Annotated in this window: 16 protein-coding genes; 15 read left to right on the forward strand and 1 reads right to left on the reverse strand. The window is 70.5% G+C overall.

The window, feature by feature from the left end:
• Window positions 1-112: 112 nt before the first annotated feature.
• From tatA to QK288_RS05515, 10 genes are all read left to right on the forward strand, one after another.
• The gene (tatA, locus tag QK288_RS05470) at window positions 113-382 is read left to right on the forward strand and encodes a twin-arginine translocase TatA/TatE family subunit (RefSeq protein ID WP_281266794.1); all 270 of its coding nucleotides are present in this window, start codon (window positions 113-115) and stop codon (window positions 380-382) included.
• Between the two features lie 94 nt (window positions 383-476).
• Entirely contained in the window at window positions 477-1,880 is a 1,404-nt protein-coding gene (locus QK288_RS05475; protein ID WP_281266795.1) for an MFS transporter, read from the forward strand.
• 53 nt (window positions 1,881-1,933) lie between these two features.
• Entirely contained in the window at window positions 1,934-4,102 is a 2,169-nt protein-coding gene (locus QK288_RS05480; protein WP_281266796.1) for an AAA family ATPase, read from the forward strand.
• An 83-nt stretch (window positions 4,103-4,185) separates the two neighbouring features.
• Entirely contained in the window at window positions 4,186-4,740 is a 555-nt protein-coding gene (locus QK288_RS05485; protein ID WP_281266797.1) for a DUF2231 domain-containing protein, read from the forward strand.
• 85 nt (window positions 4,741-4,825) lie between these two features.
• Window positions 4,826-5,479 carry a response regulator transcription factor gene (locus QK288_RS05490; protein ID WP_281266798.1) on the forward strand — a complete coding sequence of 218 codons (654 nt, stop codon included), beginning with the start codon at window positions 4,826-4,828 and terminating at the stop codon, window positions 5,477-5,479.
• Window positions 5,476-6,654: a HAMP domain-containing sensor histidine kinase gene (locus tag QK288_RS05495; protein WP_281266799.1), complete on the forward strand. Its 1,179-nt coding sequence runs from the start codon at window positions 5,476-5,478 to the stop codon at window positions 6,652-6,654. The genes QK288_RS05490 and QK288_RS05495 overlap by 4 nt, the downstream gene beginning before the upstream one ends.
• A gap of 47 nt (window positions 6,655-6,701) precedes the next feature.
• A complete protein-coding gene (locus tag QK288_RS05500; protein WP_281266800.1) occupies window positions 6,702-7,196 on the forward strand; it encodes a hypothetical protein in 495 nt (164 codons plus the stop codon).
• On the forward strand, window positions 7,193-8,248 hold the full coding sequence (locus QK288_RS05505) for a peptidoglycan-binding protein (RefSeq protein ID WP_281266801.1): 1,056 nt from the start codon (window positions 7,193-7,195) through the stop codon (window positions 8,246-8,248). The genes QK288_RS05500 and QK288_RS05505 overlap by 4 nt, the downstream gene beginning before the upstream one ends.
• Window positions 8,245-8,967 (forward strand): ABC transporter ATP-binding protein, encoded by a 723-nt coding sequence (locus QK288_RS05510; RefSeq protein WP_281266802.1) that lies wholly within the window; start codon window positions 8,245-8,247, stop codon window positions 8,965-8,967. The genes QK288_RS05505 and QK288_RS05510 overlap by 4 nt, the downstream gene beginning before the upstream one ends.
• Complete coding sequence (locus QK288_RS05515) at window positions 8,964-10,154, forward strand: ABC transporter permease (RefSeq protein WP_281266803.1); 1,191 nt, start codon at window positions 8,964-8,966, stop codon at window positions 10,152-10,154. Before QK288_RS05510 ends, QK288_RS05515 begins: the two co-directional genes overlap by 4 nt.
• A gap of 101 nt (window positions 10,155-10,255) precedes the next feature.
• Here the strand turns inward: QK288_RS05515 and QK288_RS05520 are convergent, their stop codons facing one another.
• Window positions 10,256-11,011 (reverse strand): DUF2071 domain-containing protein, encoded by a 756-nt coding sequence (locus tag QK288_RS05520; protein WP_281266804.1) that lies wholly within the window; start codon window positions 11,009-11,011, stop codon window positions 10,256-10,258.
• A gap of 232 nt (window positions 11,012-11,243) precedes the next feature.
• Here QK288_RS05520 and QK288_RS05525 point away from each other — a divergent pair, with 232 nt between their 5' ends.
• The 5 genes from QK288_RS05525 (at window position 11,244) to QK288_RS05545 (ending at window position 16,723) form a co-directional block, all read left to right on the forward strand.
• The gene (locus tag QK288_RS05525; protein WP_281266805.1) at window positions 11,244-12,569 is read left to right on the forward strand and encodes a sugar ABC transporter substrate-binding protein; all 1,326 of its coding nucleotides are present in this window, start codon (window positions 11,244-11,246) and stop codon (window positions 12,567-12,569) included.
• 3 nt (window positions 12,570-12,572) lie between these two features.
• Window positions 12,573-13,610 carry a sugar ABC transporter permease gene (locus QK288_RS05530; RefSeq protein ID WP_281266806.1) on the forward strand — a complete coding sequence of 346 codons (1,038 nt, stop codon included), beginning with the start codon at window positions 12,573-12,575 and terminating at the stop codon, window positions 13,608-13,610.
• Complete coding sequence (locus QK288_RS05535) at window positions 13,607-14,476, forward strand: carbohydrate ABC transporter permease (RefSeq protein WP_281266807.1); 870 nt, start codon at window positions 13,607-13,609, stop codon at window positions 14,474-14,476. Before QK288_RS05530 ends, QK288_RS05535 begins: the two co-directional genes overlap by 4 nt.
• A gap of 460 nt (window positions 14,477-14,936) precedes the next feature.
• Entirely contained in the window at window positions 14,937-15,725 is a 789-nt protein-coding gene (locus QK288_RS05540; protein WP_281266808.1) for a DeoR/GlpR family DNA-binding transcription regulator, read from the forward strand.
• Window positions 15,722-16,723: a hexose kinase gene (locus QK288_RS05545; RefSeq protein ID WP_281266809.1), complete on the forward strand. Its 1,002-nt coding sequence runs from the start codon at window positions 15,722-15,724 to the stop codon at window positions 16,721-16,723. Before QK288_RS05540 ends, QK288_RS05545 begins: the two co-directional genes overlap by 4 nt.
• The last annotated feature ends 79 nt before the right edge of the window (window positions 16,724-16,802 follow it).

The raw sequence follows: 16,802 nt of genomic DNA on the forward strand, positions 1-16,802 counted from the left end.
TCGACCTGGGCTTCCCGGCCCGTGCGAGTTACGATGGACGGACCACGGCTTCCGCCGGGCCCGTCGATGACGACGAGCTGACGGCGACCACTTCCAGAATCAAGGAGTCATGATGCTCGGAAACCTCACCGGTGTACACCTGCTGATCATCCTCGGCATCGTGGTGCTGCTGTTCGGCGCGACGAAGCTGCCGGCGCTCGCCAAGGGCCTCGGCCAGTCCATCAACATCTTCAAGAAGGAGATGGACACCGACGACAAGAAGGCCAAGGGCACGGACGGAACCACCGTCCAGAGCGTCCCCGCCGACCAGGCTTCGACGGCCGCCCCGGTCGTCAACCCGGCGCCGTCCGTCCAGCCCAACTCGGACTCACGCACCAACTAGACATCCCAGCCCCGGGAACGACCGAGCCCCGCACCTGTCCACAGGTGCGGGGCTCCGTCGTTCCCGGGGCGCTCCGAGGGCGCATGATGAGCGCATGACCGATCCCGCCACCCCGGTGCACACCGCACCGCTCCGCGACGACCGCCGCGTGGTGCTGGTCGTCGCGATCCTGGCGTCCTTCGTGGTCGGGCTCGACTCCAGCGTCGTGAACGTCGCGTTGCCGGCCATCCGGCAGGAACTCGGCGGTGGGCTCGTCGTGCAGCAGTGGACCGTCGACGCGTACCTGGTCACGCTCGGGTCGCTGATCCTCGTCGCGGGCTCGCTCTCCGACCTGTTCGGCCGCGTCCGGATCATCACGTGGGGCCTCGTCGTGTTCGGGGTCGCTTCGGTGCTGTGCGCGGTGGCGCCGACCGGTGCCGTGCTCATCGTGGCGCGGGCGTTGCAGGGCGTCGGTGGCGCGCTCGTCACCCCGAGCTCGCTCGCGCTCATCGTCGCGGCCTACCGGGGAGCGGCCCAGGCGAAGGCGATCGGGTCGTGGACGGCGTGGTCGAGCGCCGCGGTCATAGTCGGCCCGGTGATCGGCGGGCTCATCGTCGACGGCATCGGCTGGCGGTGGATCTTCGTCCTCACGGCGGTCCCCATCGCCGTGACGATCCCGCTCGTCCGCCGGATCTCGGGTGACGTCGTCGCCGGGCACCGCCCTCGCGTGGACGTGGTCGGCGCCGTGCTCGCGGTGGTCGGGGTCGGCGGGGTGGTGCTCGGGCTCATCGAGCAGGGGCGGCTCGGGTGGGGTGCGCCGACCGTGGTGGCCGCGCTCGTCATCGGCGGGCTGGCGCTCGTCGGGTTCGTGCCGTGGGAGCTCCGCGTCACCCGGGTGACCGGGGCACCGCTCGTCCCCCTGGAGTTGTTCCGCGCCCGGAACTTCGCGGTGGGCAACATCGCGACGCTCTCGATCTACGGAGCCCTCGGGATGGTCGGCTTCGTCGTCACGCTCTTCCTGCAAGAGGTGTGGGGGCTCCCGGCGTGGCTCGCCGGCCTCGCGACGCTGCCGCCCACGGTGCTCCTCCTGCTGCTCTCGACGACGGTCGGATCGTTCGCCGGTCGGTACGGTCCACGCTGGTTCATGGCTACGGGACCAGCGGTCGCCGCGGTCGGGTCGCTCCTCATGGTCCTGGTCGGCAGCGATCCCGGCGCGTACTGGTACGCGGTGTTCCCGGGGCTCGTCCTCGTCGGTGTCGGGATCTCCCTGATGGTGACGCCGTTGACCAGCGCCGTGCTCGGCTCCGTGCCGCAGACCGAGGCCGGTGTCGGCTCAGCGGTGAACAATGCGATCGCCCGCATCGCGAGCCTGGTGATGGTGGCGCTCGCCGGCGTCGTGCTCGGCGGTGAGATGAGCGTCGGCGGGTTCCACCGCGCGGTGATCGTGATGGCGCTGCTGCTCGTCGCCGGTTCGGTCGTCAGTGCCGTCGGCATCCGGAACACCCACTCGCGAACCTAAGTTGAGTCGAGTAGACTCAAGTACCGGACCATCACAAGGAAAGGACGGAACCCATGGCGAACCTCCAGGGCGCGCCTGACTCACAAGAGCGTCAGAAGACCGCCCTCGAGCAGTACGGCGTCGACCTGACGGCCGTCGCTCGCAGCGGCAAGCTCGACCCGGTGATCGGCCGAGACGCCGAGATCCGCCGTGTCAGCCAGGTGCTGACCCGCCGCACCAAGAACAACCCCGTGCTCATCGGTGAGCCGGGCGTCGGCAAGACCGCCGTCGTCGAAGGACTCGCCCAGCGCATCGTCGCGGGTGACGTCGCCGACTCGCTCAAGGACAAGCGACTCGTGTCGCTCGACATCTCCGCCCTCATCGCCGGCGCGAAGTACCGCGGCGAGTTCGAGGAGCGGCTCAAGGCCGTGCTCAAGGAGATCAACGACTCCGACGGGCAGGTCATCACCTTCATCGACGAGCTCCACACGCTCATGGGCGCCGGCGGCGGCGAGGGCTCCGTCGCAGCGTCGAACATGCTCAAGCCGATGCTCGCCCGCGGTGAGCTCCGGCTGATCGGCGCGACGACCCTCGACGAGTACCGCGAGTACATCGAGAAGGACGCGGCACTCGAACGGCGCTTCCAGCAGGTCTACGTCGGGGAGCCCAGCGTCGAGGACGCGGTGGCGATCCTCCGCGGGCTCAAGGAGCGCTACGAGGCGCACCACAAGGTCACCATCAACGACTCCGCGCTCGTGGCTGCGGCGAGCCTGTCGAACCGCTACATCTCCGGCCGACAGCTGCCCGACAAGGCGATCGACCTCATCGACGAGGCAGCGTCGCGGCTCCGCATGGAGATCGACTCCAGCCCGGTCGAGATCGACGAGCTGAAGCGGAACGTCGACCGGCTGCGCGTCGAGGAGTTCGCGCTCAAGCAGGAGAAGGACGACGCCTCGAAGGCCCGGCTCGAGACCCTGCGCACCGAGCTGCGCTCCCGAGAGGAACGTCTGGCGGCGCTCGAACAGCGCTGGCAGGCGGAACGGGCGAGCCTCAACCGCATCGGCGAGCTCAAGCAGCAGCTCGACGACCTCAACATGCGCAGCCAGCGCGCGCAGCGGGAAGCGGACTACGCCACCGTGTCGCGGCTGGAGTACGCGGAGAAGCCCCGGATCGAAGCCGAGCTCGCCGCGGCCGAACAGGCCGAGTCGGCGGACCGCATGGTGAACGACAGCGTCACCGACGAGGACATCGCCGCGGTCATCGCGCAGTGGACCGGCATCCCCGTCGGCCGGCTGCTGCAGGGCGAGACCGAGAAGCTCCTGCACCTGGAGACCGAACTCGGCCGCCGGATCATCGGGCAGCGCACCGCCGTGGCCGCCGTGTCCGAGGCCGTCCGACGCACCCGTGCCGGCATCTCGGACCCCGACCGCCCGACCGGGTCGTTCCTGTTCCTCGGCCCGACCGGCGTGGGCAAGACCGAGCTCGCGAAGGCCCTCGCGGAGTTCCTCTTCGACGACGAGAAGGCCCTCGTCCGCATCGACATGAGCGAGTACGGCGAGAAGCACTCCGTCGCCAGGCTCATCGGCGCCCCGCCCGGGTACGTCGGCTACGAGGCCGGCGGGCAGCTCACCGAAGCCGTCCGTCGTCGCCCCTACTCGGTGATCCTGCTCGACGAGGTCGAGAAGGCCCACCCCGAGGTGTTCGACGTGCTGCTCCAGGTGCTCGACGACGGCCGTCTGACCGACGGGCAGGGCCGCACGGTCGACTTCCGGAACACGATCATGGTGCTGACATCGAACCTCGGCTCGCAGTTCACGACCGACATGTCCCTGACCGAGGACCAGCGCCAAGAGGCCGTCCGCGAGCTCGTGCAGCAGGCCTTCCGTCCCGAGTTCATCAACCGGCTCGATGACATCGTGGTGTTCCAGGCGCTCACCGCGGAGGACCTCGGGCAGATCGTCTCGCTGTACGTCGACCGGCTCGCGAAGCGTCTGTCCGGTCGGCGGCTCGAGCTCGCCGTCACCCCCCAGGCCCGTGGATGGCTCGCCGAGCGCGGGTACGACCCCGTGTACGGCGCGCGGCCGCTGCGTCGCCTCATGCAGCGGCAGATCGACGACCAGCTCGCGCGGGCGATCCTCGCGGGGGACGTGCGCGACGGCGACACCGTCCGCGTGGACGTCGCCGAGAGCGGCGACGCCCTGACGGTGGAGCCGTTCGAACTGGCGGAGATCGTCGAGGAGTAGTCGCGGCTCGGCACGCGACTGACGGGAGGCCCGTCATCGGTTCCTGGGACCGGTGACGGGCCTTCCGGCCTACGTTCACCCCCATGCCCGAGATCCGCGCGCTCCGTCGCCTCACCGAGTCCATCGAGCACGCGAGCGTGCTCGACACGGCCGTCGACATCGACCGGAAGGTGGTCGAGGTCCTCGCGAAGCCCGGGTCGCTCCGTCGACTACTGCACGGCGTGCCGTTCGGGCACCCGATCCACCCGCTCATGGTGCAGGTCCCGCTCGGGGCGTGGATTTCCGCGGCGGTGCTCGACCTGCTCGGCGGGAAGGGCAACGCGAAGGCCGCGAAGACCCTCGTCGGCGTCGGACTCGTGTCGTCGGGCAGCGCCAGCGTCGCCGGGTACGTCGACTGGTCGGAACTCGACCGGGAGCAGCTCCGCACGGGGTGGGTGCACCAGGCCGTGAACTGGGTCGGCATCTCGCTCTACGGGTTCTCGTGGCTGCAGCGGAAGCGCGGCAACCACGGCGCGGGGAAGCTCCTCGGGTTCGCCGGACTGGCGGTGGTGGGTGTCGGCGGGTACCTGGGTGGGCACCTGGCCTACCGGCAGCGTGCCGGGGTGAGTGTGCACGGCGAGGTCCCGTTCGAGGCCTGACGCAACAGCCGCGAAACACCGCACGGCGAAGACTCGGGACGTGCCGTCCCAGTCCACGCAGAGCAACATCGTATGCAATACATGTATGCGTGTACTCGTGGTGGACGATGAAATCGCCCTGGCCGACCTGGTCGCGAAGGGCCTGACCCGGCAGGACATGGCCGTCGACGTCGCGTACCGCGGCGACCACGCCGACGAGCTCCTGGCGGTGAACGACTACGACGTCGTCGTGCTCGACCGCGACGTGCCGGGACTCCACGGTGACGAGGTCGCCCGCCGGCTCGCCGGTCGGGGGAGTCTGACCCGCATCCTCATGCTCACCGCGGCGACGGCCCTGACCGACCGGGTGAACGGCCTCGAACTCGGCGCGGACGACTACCTGACGAAGCCGTTCGAGTACCCCGAGCTGGTCGCCCGCGTCCGGGCACTCGGGCGCCGGAGCGTCGCACCCGTGGCACCGGTCCTCGAACGGGACGGACTGCTCGTCGATACCAACCGGCGGATCGCCACGCGTGCGGGACGGCCGCTCGACCTGACGTCCAAGGAGCTCGGCGTCCTCGAGACCCTGCTCCGCGCCGACGGCCGCGTCGTCTCCGCCGAGGAACTGCTCGAGAAGGTCTGGGACATGAACATCGACCCGTTCACCGCGGCCGTTCGGGTGACGATGTCGAAGCTCCGCAAGAAGCTCGGCGAGCCCGATCCGATCCGGACGATCCCCGGTCAGGGCTACGCGTTGTGACGGGCAGGCGCACGTGGAGCATCCGGGTCCGCACCGCCGTGGTCTTCGCGCTCGCGGCGATGGCGCTCGCCGCCGGGGTCGTCGTGTTCTCCAACCTGATGTCGCAGGCGGGCGTGAGCGAGGCGTACGCGACCACGGTGCGTGACGCGACCGGCTTCCGGCCGACGGACGCGACCGCCGCGCCGAAGCCGATGCCGACCGGCACCACCGACCCGGGCGACCTCGACATGTCGAAGCTGCAGTCGGTGGCGATCGTGCGCGTCGTCGCGGCGCAGCAGTGGCAGTGGTCGGCGATCGGGATCGCGGGCGCTGGCGCCGTCGCGGGTGGGATCGGGTGGCTGCTCAGTCGCCGCATGCTCCGTCCGATCGACCGGATCACCGCGACCGCCAACCGGATCACGGCGTCGAACCTGCACGAGCGGATCGCGCTCGAGGGCCCCGACGACGAACTCCGGCGGCTGTCCGGAACGGTCGACGACCTGCTGGACCGGCTGCAATCGGCATTCGAGAGCCAGCGGCGGTTCGTCGCGCAGGCCTCGCACGAGCTCCGCACACCCCTTGCGGTCCAACGGGCGGCGATGCAGATCGGGCTGCACGACGGCGCCGACGCCGAGGACGTCCGGGCGACCCGTGACGAGCTGCTCGAGCAGAACCGCCGGACGGAGCACCTCGTCGAGTCGCTCCTCGTCCTCGCGGAGGCCGACCGCGGCCTCGCGGGCGCCACGACGGACGTCGACCTGGGGGCCGTCGTGGGCGAGGTCGTCGCGGGAGCTGCCGGAGCCGCCTCCGAGGCGGGCGTGCGTGTGGTCCACGAGGACCGCACCGAGCCTCCGGGCCGGGTCGTGACCGGCGAGCCGATGCTGGTCCGGCAGCTCCTCGTCAACCTGGTCGGCAACGCGGTCGAGTACAACGCGCGAGACGGGTTCGTCCGCGTGACCACCTCGTCGGACGGGATCGTCGTCGAGAACTCCGGGCCGACCGTGCCGGACGCCGTGGTGCCGCTGCTCGTCGAGCCGTTCCGGCGGTGCCAGGGGGTGACCGGCTCCGGCCGACGGCACAGCGGGCTCGGGCTCTCGATCGTCGCGTCGATCGCCCAGGCGCAGGGCTGGCGGCTCTCGGTCACGGGTCGTGACGAGGGCGGGCTGCGCGTGCAGGTCGACGTTTCGCCGGAGTAACCACGGGTGTACCGGGGCCGAAACACCGATTCCGGTGTGCTGGTCTCATGACCAACACCACGAAGAAGACCACGACCATCGCGCTCGTCGCCGGGCTCCTGCTCCTCCCCGGGCTGCTGGTGTCCTGCGCGAGCAACGCCCCGACGGTCCGCGAGAGCGCATCCGGCGCCGGCCAGAAGGGGGCGACCATCGCAGAGTGCATGCGCGGCAAGGGCTACGACATGGCCGACCCGTCCGGGAAGTCCGAGACGATCTCGGTCCCGAAGGGCGTCGACCAGGAACAGTGGTCCGCCGACCTCACCGAGTGCTCGGGCGCCGCGTCGGGCGCGGGTGACGGTGTCCAGGCGGCCAAACCGATGGCGGGCATGGAGAAGAAGATGCAGCAGGCCGCGAAGTGCATCCGCGAGAACGGCTTCGCCGACTACCCGGACGACGAAGCAGGCTGGATGTCCTACACGCCCGGCGATCAGGCCACGTTCGACGACGTGGCGAAGACCTGCGACGAGAAGGCCTTCGGGCCGGTCGAGAAGGTCACGAAGTGACCAGCGCCGCTCCCACCAGGAGGCGCATGGTGATCGCGGGCGTCTGCCTCGTCGCCGTTCTCGGAGTCGGGACGGGGGCCTGGGCGCTCGTCGACCCGCGGACGACGCCGACCGCCTCCGCCGAGCAGACGAAGACGTCGAAGCGGGCCACGTCCCCGGTCACGAAGGGTGACCTGACCGATTCGAGGGTGTTCGCGGGGACACTGGGCTACGGGACCTCGACGGGCGTCCCGGGTGCGGCACGGGGCACGCTGACCTGGTTGCCGAAGCCCGGGCAGGTCATCCACCGAGACGAGTTCCTCTACGCGGTCGACGAGCGCGGCGTCCGCTCCATGTACGGCACCGTGCCGCTCTGGCGTTCGCTCGAGCGCGGGCTGCGGGGCACCGACGTCCGGCAGCTCAACGAGAACCTCGCGGCCCTCGGCTACGACGTCGCACAGGACGACACGTTCGGACCGCGCACACAGCGGGCGGTGCGGCAGTGGCAGAAGGACCGCGGGCTGGAGGTCACCGGCAGTCTGACCGTGGACGACATCGCATTCGTGGACGGGGACGTCCGTGTGAGCGCGGTCGACGGGAAGCTCGGGCAGCCGACCGGCGGGGACGTGATCTCGGTCACGAGCACCAAGCGCATCGTCAAGGCGACGATCTCGCAACGGGACGCCGAACGCCTCGCCGTCGGCACGAAGGTCGACGTGCGCGTGAACGGTGCAGGAGACCCGATGACCGGCGAGGTCGTCGACGTCCAGCCGAGCGCGTCGGAGGACGGCGGGAACACGGTGGACGTCTCCGTGTCGTTCGATCCCGGCAACCGGCAGCTCCCCGCGGCAGCATCGGCGCAGCTCGACGCGAAGGGCACGACCGAACAGGACGTGCTGTCGGTGCCGGTCGCCGCGCTCGTCGCGCTCGACGGCGGTACGTACGCCGTCGACGTCGTGCAGCGCGACGGGACCACGAAGCGGGTGCCGGTCGAACCCGGGTTCACGGCCGACGGGCGAGTCGCCGTCACCGGTGCCGTCAGTGCAGGTGACGAGGTCGTGGTGCCGGGATGACCGCGGTCCTCGCGCTCCGCGACGTCAGCAAGACCTACGGGGACGTCGGCGCGCTCCGCGGGGTGTCCCTCGAGGTGGCCGACGGGGAGTTCGTCGCGGTCGTCGGGCCGTCAGGGTCGGGCAAGTCGACGATGCTCAACATCGTCGGCACGCTCGACCGGCCGACGTCGGGGACGGTGACGATCGCCGGCAACGACGTCGCGTCGATGTCGGACGACGCGCTCTCGATGCTCCGCGCCGACCACATCGGGTTCGTGTTCCAGCACTTCCACCTGCAGGCCGGGGCGACGGCGGCGGAGAACGTCGCCGACGGGCTCCTCTACGCCGGCTGCGGTCGACGCGAGCGGCGACGGCGTGCCGTCGACGCCCTCGAACGGGTCGGGCTCGGGCACCGGGCGGACCACCGGCCGAACCAGCTGTCCGGCGGTGAGAAGCAGCGCGTGGCCATCGCGCGTGCGATTGTCGGCGAGCCGACGATCCTGCTCGCCGACGAACCCACCGGAGCCCTCGATTCGAGCTCGGGCGCCGCGATCCTGGCGCTCCTGCGCGAGCTGAACGCAGCAGGCACGACGGTCCTGGTGATCACGCACGACCTCGACCTCGCGGCGTCACTGCCCAGGCAGGTGCGGATGCGGGACGGGCTGGTGGAGCACGACTCCGCCGGAGCGCCGGGCGCATCGGCAGCCGACCTCGCCGAGGCGATCGGTGGTGTCCGGTGAGCGCGGTCCGCTCGCGCCTCGGCCCGGGCGACCTGCTCCGCCTCGGTGTCTTCGGGCTCCGCACCCGTCCGGGCCGCGTGGTGCTCTCGGCGCTCGGGATCGCGATCGGCATCGCGGCGATGATCGCCGTCGTCGGGATCTCCTCGTCGAGCAAGGCGAAGCTCGACCAGGTGCTCGACGCGCTCGGCACCAACGTGCTCACCGCCACGAAGGCCCAGGGGTTCGGCGAGACCCCGCCGCTGCCCGGCACGGCCCTGGAGTCGGTGCTCCGTCAGGACGACGTCGAGGAGGCCGCTGCGGTGGGGACGGTGGCGGACGGACACGTCTACCGGAACGCCTACATCCCGGAGCCCGAGACGAAGGGCATCGGTTTGCTCGCCGCGTGGGGTGACGTGCCAGGGGTGCTCGGCGGGGAGTTCGCTTCCGGACACTGGATCGACGACCGTGCGGACGCGCCGCCGCAGGCCGTGCTCGGCGCGGGCGCGGCGAAGTCGCTCGGGATCGACGTCGTCGGGCCGGGCACCCGCGTCTGGATCGGCGGGCAGTGGGTGCAGGTCGTGGGGGTGTTGCAGCCCGTCCAGCTCGCGGAGGACCTCGACCAGCAGGTGTTCGTCCCGCGGGGGCTCGCGCAGCAGTTGGGGTTCGACGGGGCCCCGACCGCCGTGTACACGCGAGTGGTCCCCGATCGCGTGGAACAGGCACGAGACGTGCTGGCCGGAGCGATCCGCCCCGGTGCCCCGCAGGACGTCGGCGTCACGCGGCCGTCCGACGCCCTCGCGGCGAAGAACGCCACCGACGACTCGTTCACCGGACTCCTGGTCGGCATCGGCGGGGTGGCACTCCTCGTCGGCGGCATCGGTGTCGCGAACACGATGGTGATCACCGTGCTCGAACGACGGGCCGAGGTGGGGGTCCGCCGTGCGCTGGGCGCCAGGCGGCGGAACATCCGTGACCAGTTCCTCGTGGAGTCGCTGCTGCTGTCCTTCGTCGGCGGCGTCGCCGGTGTGGTGATCGGCGTCGGGGTGACGGTCGCCTTCGCCCTCTGGCAGGGCTGGCCGGTCGCCGTGCCGCTGTGGGCCGTCGCCGGGGGGCTCGGCGCGACGGTCCTCATCGGCGGGATCTCCGGGCTCTACCCGGCGGCGCGCGCCGCGCGCATCCCGCCGACGTCGGCGCTGGCGGCTGTCTAGGGCAGTGGACGCGACGGCCTGGAGGCCCGGTGCCGGTCCGACGGACCGGCACCGGGCCTCCAGGCTGGTCGCGTCCGGATCCGTCAGCCGACCCTCCGGGATCAGGCTCCGGGCCAGCGCTCCGTGCCCCACGTCACGGGCACGTTCCGCATGAGCAGCACGTCCGAGAACTCGGCGCTGTCGCGGGGGAGTGCGTCGATGAACGACGAGTGCACGCGGTGCGCCCGGGCCGGGGAGACCCGCCATGCGTCCGTGCGGAGCTCGAGGCCCTCGAGTGCGCCGCGGTGGTCGGGGGACCAGCCGGTGCTCCCAGCGCGGAAGAAGTCGGATGCCTCGTCCACGTCGCGGAAGACGCTGCTCGTCCAGCGATGCGCCGGGACGCGCTCGACGTCGACGTCGACCTCGGCGTCGGTGGCGTCGAAGCCGACACGGAACCGCTCCCCGTCCTCGTCGACGTCGAAGCGGGCGTGCTGGTGCACGCCGGGCATCACCCGTCCGCCGAGTGCGACCGGCACCCACGACGCGCTGTAGCGCTTCGAGATGTACACGCCACGACGAACTCCGGTCGGTCCGTCCCACTCGACGGCGATGCGGTGCGCGGCGTTCTCGGCACCCCACGCGATCCCGCGAGGAACCCAGCGTGGTCGGAGGCCGGCCATGCGCAGCAGGCAGACGCCGGCGACCGCCGATCCGTCGACGAGCTGCGGGCGGAGGCCGTCCGGCAAGACGCGATGGAGTGCGGTCGGGTCGACCCGGAAGTTCACCAGGAGCCGACGGTCGATGCGGGCGACGATGCCGGCGCGGGACGGGGTCGTCGTGGTCGGTTTCGTCGACGCCTTGTGCGCTGCGGTGGTCACCCGTCGGATGCTAGCCCCCGCGCGAGGCGAGCGCCAGGGGGTGGAATGGTGCCTGGTCATGACCAGTTCGTCAAGCAATCGGCAGGATTCGTTCGATATCCGTCATCCCCCGGAAACATGCGGATCATCGGTCTCCACAGGCAGGAAATCGGAGGTTGACAACCCTGCCCCGAGGGTCTTTCATTGCCATTACGCAACGTCCTTTCATAAAGGTCGGACCAAGGGAGTCAACGTGACACGCACGCGATTCGCCGCACTCGGTGCGCTCGGCCTGGCGGCCGCGCTCGCCCTCGCCGGGTGCTCTGCCGGAAGCAACGGAGCTTCCGACAGCGGAACGAAGTCCATCGGCACACCCGATGGCAAGGGCAAGACCCTCAACGTCTGGATCATGAACGGCGACCTCAGCCCGAAGATCCTCGACGTCGCCGAGAAGCAGTTCACGAAGGCCACCGGCGCCAAGGTGAAGCTCCAGCTGCAGCAGTGGGACGGCATCACCACGAAGCTGACCACCGCCCTCGCTCAGAAGGACGCGCCGGACATCGTCGACCTCGGCAACACCCAGGTGCCGGTGTACGCCGCGACGGGTGGGCTGATGGACCTCAGCCCGTACAAGAAGGAACTGGCCGACGGGCAGACCTGGCTCTCCGGGCTCGAAGGGCCCGCGACCGTCGACGGCAAGCTCTACGGCGCACCGCTCTTCGCGGGCAACCGTGCGGTCATCTACAACAAGAAGACCTGGGCGGACGCCGGGGTGACCGGGACGCCGAAGTCGTACGAGGAGCTCACCGCCGACCTCGACAAGGTCAAGGCGAAGAACCCCGCTGCGGACTTCTCGGCGTTCTACATGCCGGGGCAGTACTGGTACGGCGGCCTGCAGTGGGTGTGGGACGCCGGCGGACAGATCGCCACCGAGAAGGGCGGCAAGTGGACCGGGGCGATCGACTCCGCCGACGCCGTCAAGGGACTGACCGCCTGGAAGGACTTCCAGAACGCCTACTCGGCGAAGTCCACGCAGGACATCAACACCGACAAGCCGGCCGAGTCCGACGTCTTCGCGCAGGGCAACACCTCCGCGATCCTCGGTTCGGCGTGGGAGATCGGCTCGATCACCACGGCGAAGCCGGAGCTCAAGGACCAGATCGGCACCTTCGCGATGCCGTCGGCCACCGAGGGCAAGACGCAGCCGGTGTTCCTCGGCGGCTCGGACCTCGGCATCCCGTCGAAGTCGGCGAACCAGGACCTCGCGCTGTACTACATGAAGATCCTGACCTCGAAGAAGTTCCAGCAGGACCAGGTCTTCGGCGTCGACGGGTGGGAGCCGAACTCCACGCAGCTGCTCGACTCGGTGGCGGCAGACGTGGACGAGCTCCACAAGCCGTACTTCGCCGCAGCCGGCACGAGCCGCCCGACCCCGGCGACGCCCGGGTGGGCGACCATCGAGGGTGACGCGTCCTTCCAGTCGATGTTCGCGGACATCGCGACGGGCCGGAAGACGCCGGAGGAATCCGCGAAGGACTTCTCGAAGCACCTCACCTCGGCGCTCAACGCGAGTCTGTAGTCGATGACCTCGACCGCTGACACGGCGACCGGCTCGGCACCTGCCGGGCCGGTCGCCGGCGCCGGGCAACCGCCCGTCGCCGGCCGGGTCCCCGGGTCCGGCCGGACCGGACGGTCCGGCCGCCCGCCCCGCCCCCGTCGTCGCTCCGTGGGCGCCTCGCGTGCGCCCCTCGTGCTGCTCGCACCGGCCGCGGTGCTCCTGCTGGCGCTCGTCGTCTACCCGCTCGTCCGGCTCATCGTCATCTCCTTCCAGGAGTACGGCCTGCGGGCGATCTTCACCGGGCAGGCCGGGTTCGCCGGTCTCACGAACTACACGAACGTCCTCACCGACGGCAGCTTCTGGCCGGTCATCCTGCGGACGATCGCCGTCACCGCGTCGATGGTGATCGGCACGCTCGTCATCGGGATGGGGGTGTCGCAGCTGCTCACGCGGCTCGGGGTCGCGATGCGGACGATCGTCAGCGTCGTGCTCGTCCTGGCGTGGGCGATGCCGAACGTCGCCTCGAGCCTGGTCTGGCAGTGGCTGTTCCAGCCCTTCTACGGCGTGCTGAACTGGCTGATCACGCAGATGCGGGTCTTCGGCGACCACACCCAGGACAACTGGGCGTCGCACCCGGGACAGGCGTACACGATCGTCCTGACCCTGGTGATCTGGCAGGCGGTGCCGTTCGTCGCCCTGACGCTCTACGCGGCACAGTCGCAGATCGCGCCGGAGTACTACGAAGCCGGGTCGCTCGACGGCGCCTCGGCGTGGGCCATGTACCGCGCGATCACGCTGCCGGCACTCGCCCCGACGCTGCTCCTCGTGACGATCCTCTCGGTGATCTGGGACTTCAACGTGTTCAACCAGATCTGGCTCCTCACCAGGGGCGGTCCTGAGGACGCGACGCTCACGCTCGGCGTCTGGACCTTCGTGAAGTCCTTCGTCTCGAACGCCTACGGGCAGGGCGCGGCGATCGCGGTCATCTCGACGGCGATCCTCGGCGTGCTCACCAGCTACTACATCCGCCGGCTCATCCGGAGCGGGGAGGAAGACCTGTGACGGCTCCAGCTGTTCGACCCGAAGCGCGCCAGGTGCGCCAGGGCAAGCGGAAGCCCCGCGTGCTCGCCAACACCATCGCAGTGGTGTTCTGCCTGGTGTGGGTGTTCCCGATCTACTGGATGCTGAACACCGCGTTCAAGCCAGCGGACGAGGTCACCACCCTCACGCCGATCTGGGCACCCATCCACCCGACGATCGAGAACTTCACCAGGGCACTCACGCAAGAGGGCTTCCTGGGCTACCTCCGGAACTCCGCGATCGTCGTGGTGGCCGCGGTGCTGCTGTCGATCGTCGTCGGCTTCCTGGCGTCGGCGGCGCTGTCCCGGTTCCGGTTCAAGGGGCGCCGGGCCATCCTCGTGGGCATCCTCTTCGTGCAGATGATCCCGTCGGGCGCGCTGCTCATCCCGCTGTTCCTGTCGTTCCAGTCCCTCGGGCTGCTCAACAGCTACATCGGGCTGATCCTGGCCTACGTCGCGAGCGTGCTGCCGTTCTCGATCTGGGTCATGCGCGGCTTCTTCGTCGCGGTCCCGGTGGAGATCGAAGAGGCGGCGAAGACCGACGGCGCGGGCACCTTCCGCATCCTGTGGAGCGTGCTGTTCCCGCTGGTGATGCCCGGGGTCATCGCGACGAGCGTGTTCGCGTTCATCGCTGCGTGGAACGACTACCTGACCGCCTACGTGATGCTCAAGGACCAGTCGATGTACACGCTGCCGGTCTGGCTCGCGGGCTTCTCGACGAACAAGGGGACGGACTTCGGCGGGCTCATGGCGGCGAGCGTGCTGTTCAGCCTGCCGGTCGTGGTGTTCTTCCTCATCGTGCAGCGTCGCCTGGTCAGCGGCATGACGGCCGGCGCTGTGAAGGGGTAACGCCGGACGTGACGGACGGGAGGCTCGGTGCCAGCTGGCACCGAGCCTCCCGTCCGAGCCTCCCGTCCGTCGTTCGTGTCCGTCGTTCCTGTTCTCGTTCGTCGTTCGTCGTTCCTGTTCTCGCTCGTCGTTCGTCGTTCCTGTTCTCGCTCTCGCTCTCGGTCTCGGTCGGCGACCGGTCACGACTCCCCGTCCGTGATTGCCGAGCGGTCGAAGATCGTCGGCCGTGCGGCCCTGGGGCGACGATTCTCGTCCAGTCGTCCGAACTGAGCGGTGTGTTGTGACCGGCCGGGAGCGGGAGCGGGAGCGGGAGCGGGAGCGGGAGCGGGAGCGGGAGCGGGAGCGGGAGCACGCGCACGCGCACGCCTGCGGGTGTGTGGGATCGAAGACGAAACACTTGCGTTTGTGTTGGGTATGGACGTACAGTTCCTGAAACCAACGCGAACGAAGGAGTTCGGTCATGTACGCAACCGAGCGGCACGATGCGATCGCCGCCGAGCTGCAGTCGGCAGGGCGGGTCTCCGTCGCCGACCTCGCCGAGCACTTCGACGTCACGACCGAGACCGTCCGGCGGGACCTCGACGCGCTCGAGTCGGCAGGGGTCCTCCGCCGGGTACACGGGGGAGCGGTCCCGGTCGGACGCTCCAGCGTGGTCGAACTCAGCGTCGCCGAGCGGGAGGGGCAGCACGGGTCCGCCAAGTCCGCGATCGCCCGGGCCGCGATGCGCCTCGTGCCGCCGACCTTCACCGGGTCCATCGCCCTCGACGCTGGCACGACCTGCGCCGCTGTCGCGACCGAACTCGCACGGTGGGAGCCCGCGGAGTCCGGCGCGACGATCACCGTCATCACGAACTCCGTCCCCATCGCCGCGACCCTGCAGCACAGCGAGCACGTCGAGCTGCACCTGCTCGGCGGCCGCGTGCGCGGGGTGACGAGCGCCGCGGTCGGGACCGCCACCGTCGAGCAGATCGGCGCGCTGCGTCCCGACATCGCCTTCGTCGGTACGAACGGGCTCTCCGCCGGGTTCGGACTGAGCACCCCGGACGAGTACGAGGCCGCCGTGAAGGCCGCGTACGTGCTCGCCGCACGGCGGAGCGTCGTCCTCGCGGATGCCGCGAAGCACGGCGTCGAGGCGCTCATGCGGTTCGCCCGGCTCGACGAGGTCGACACGATCGTCACCGACGAGCAGCCCCCGGCCGACCTCGCCGGAGCGCTCACCGACGCCGACGTCGAGGTGGTCGTGGCATGAACGAGTCCAGCACGCGCATCGTCACGGTGACGCCGAACCCGTCGCTCGACCGCACGATCGAGCTCGCCGGTGAACTGCAGCGCGGTTCGGTGCAGCGCGCCACCCGGTCGACCGCGGAGCCGGGCGGCAAGGGCGTCAACGTCTCCCGTGTCGTCGTCGCCAGCGGCGGGGACACGATCGCCGTCCTGCCCGGGGACGAGCTCGACCCGGTCCTGCTCGGCCTCGCCACCCGCGGCATCCCGACCGCCGCGCTGCCGATCGGCGCACCGCTGCGGTCCAACGTCACCGTCACCGAGCCGACCGGGACGACCACGAAGCTCAACGAGCCCGGGCCGTCCCTCGCCGGACGCCTCGACGAGCTCGCGGCGCTGGTCGCCGACACCGCGGACGCGACCGCCACCGGACCCCGTGCCCGGTGGGTCGTCCTCGCCGGATCGCTCCCGCCCGGTCTGCCGGACGACGCGCTCGCCGTCCTCGTGCGGGCCGTCCGCGAGCGGCACGGCGACGACGTCCGGATCGCCGTCGACTCGTCCGGCGTGCCGTTCACCGCGCTGCTGCAGTCCGGCGAGCGGATCGACCTGGTCAAGCCGAACGCCGAGGAGCTCGCCGAGGTCGTCGGCGGGGATCCGGACGAGTACGAACGCGACCACGAGCTCGCGGCAGCGGCAGCCGAACGGCTCCGCGACCGTGGCGTGGACACCGTCCTGCTCACCCTCGGCAGCGCCGGCGCGATCCTGATCGGGCCGGAGGGCTCGTTCGCCGCGGCGGCACCCCGGATCGTCGCCCGCTCGACGGTGGGCGCGGGTGACTCCTCCTTGGCTGGTTACCTGCTCGCCGAGGTCGCCGGTCGGCCGCCGGAGGAGCGGCTCGCACAGGCGGTCGCGACGGGGGCCGCGGCAGCCGCGCTCCCGGGCAGCGACGTCCCGGCGCTCGACCACACCGACCCGGGTGCCGTCACGGTCACCCGCCTCCGTCAGACAGCGGCACCCGCCGCCTGACCGCCCCGCCGCACCACATCACCGCCAACAGCACCGCTACCCGAACCTCAGCGAACCCCAGCGCCACCGCGCCACTGCA

Origin of the sequence: Curtobacterium sp. 9128, assembly GCF_900086645.1 — a bacterium.
Lineage (GTDB): Bacteria > Actinomycetota > Actinomycetes > Actinomycetales > Microbacteriaceae > Curtobacterium.

What these genes read in the sequence shown, in the direction of transcription:
- tatA (WP_281266794.1), top strand. Translation starts at nt 113, where the DNA reads ATGCTCGGAAACCTCACCGGTGTACACCTGCTGATCATCCTCGGCATC.
- QK288_RS05475 (WP_281266795.1), top strand. Translation starts at nt 477, where the DNA reads ATGACCGATCCCGCCACCCCGGTGCACACCGCACCGCTCCGCGACGAC.
- QK288_RS05480 (WP_281266796.1), top strand. Translation starts at nt 1,934, where the DNA reads ATGGCGAACCTCCAGGGCGCGCCTGACTCACAAGAGCGTCAGAAGACC.
- QK288_RS05485 (WP_281266797.1), top strand. Translation starts at nt 4,186, where the DNA reads ATGCCCGAGATCCGCGCGCTCCGTCGCCTCACCGAGTCCATCGAGCAC.
- QK288_RS05490 (WP_281266798.1), top strand. Translation starts at nt 4,826, where the DNA reads ATGCGTGTACTCGTGGTGGACGATGAAATCGCCCTGGCCGACCTGGTC.
- QK288_RS05500 (WP_281266800.1), top strand. Translation starts at nt 6,702, where the DNA reads ATGACCAACACCACGAAGAAGACCACGACCATCGCGCTCGTCGCCGGG.
- QK288_RS05510 (WP_281266802.1), top strand. Translation starts at nt 8,245, where the DNA reads ATGACCGCGGTCCTCGCGCTCCGCGACGTCAGCAAGACCTACGGGGAC.
- QK288_RS05530 (WP_281266806.1), top strand. Translation starts at nt 12,573, where the DNA reads ATGACCTCGACCGCTGACACGGCGACCGGCTCGGCACCTGCCGGGCCG.
- QK288_RS05540 (WP_281266808.1), top strand. Translation starts at nt 14,937, where the DNA reads ATGTACGCAACCGAGCGGCACGATGCGATCGCCGCCGAGCTGCAGTCG.
- QK288_RS05545 (WP_281266809.1), top strand. Translation starts at nt 15,722, where the DNA reads ATGAACGAGTCCAGCACGCGCATCGTCACGGTGACGCCGAACCCGTCG.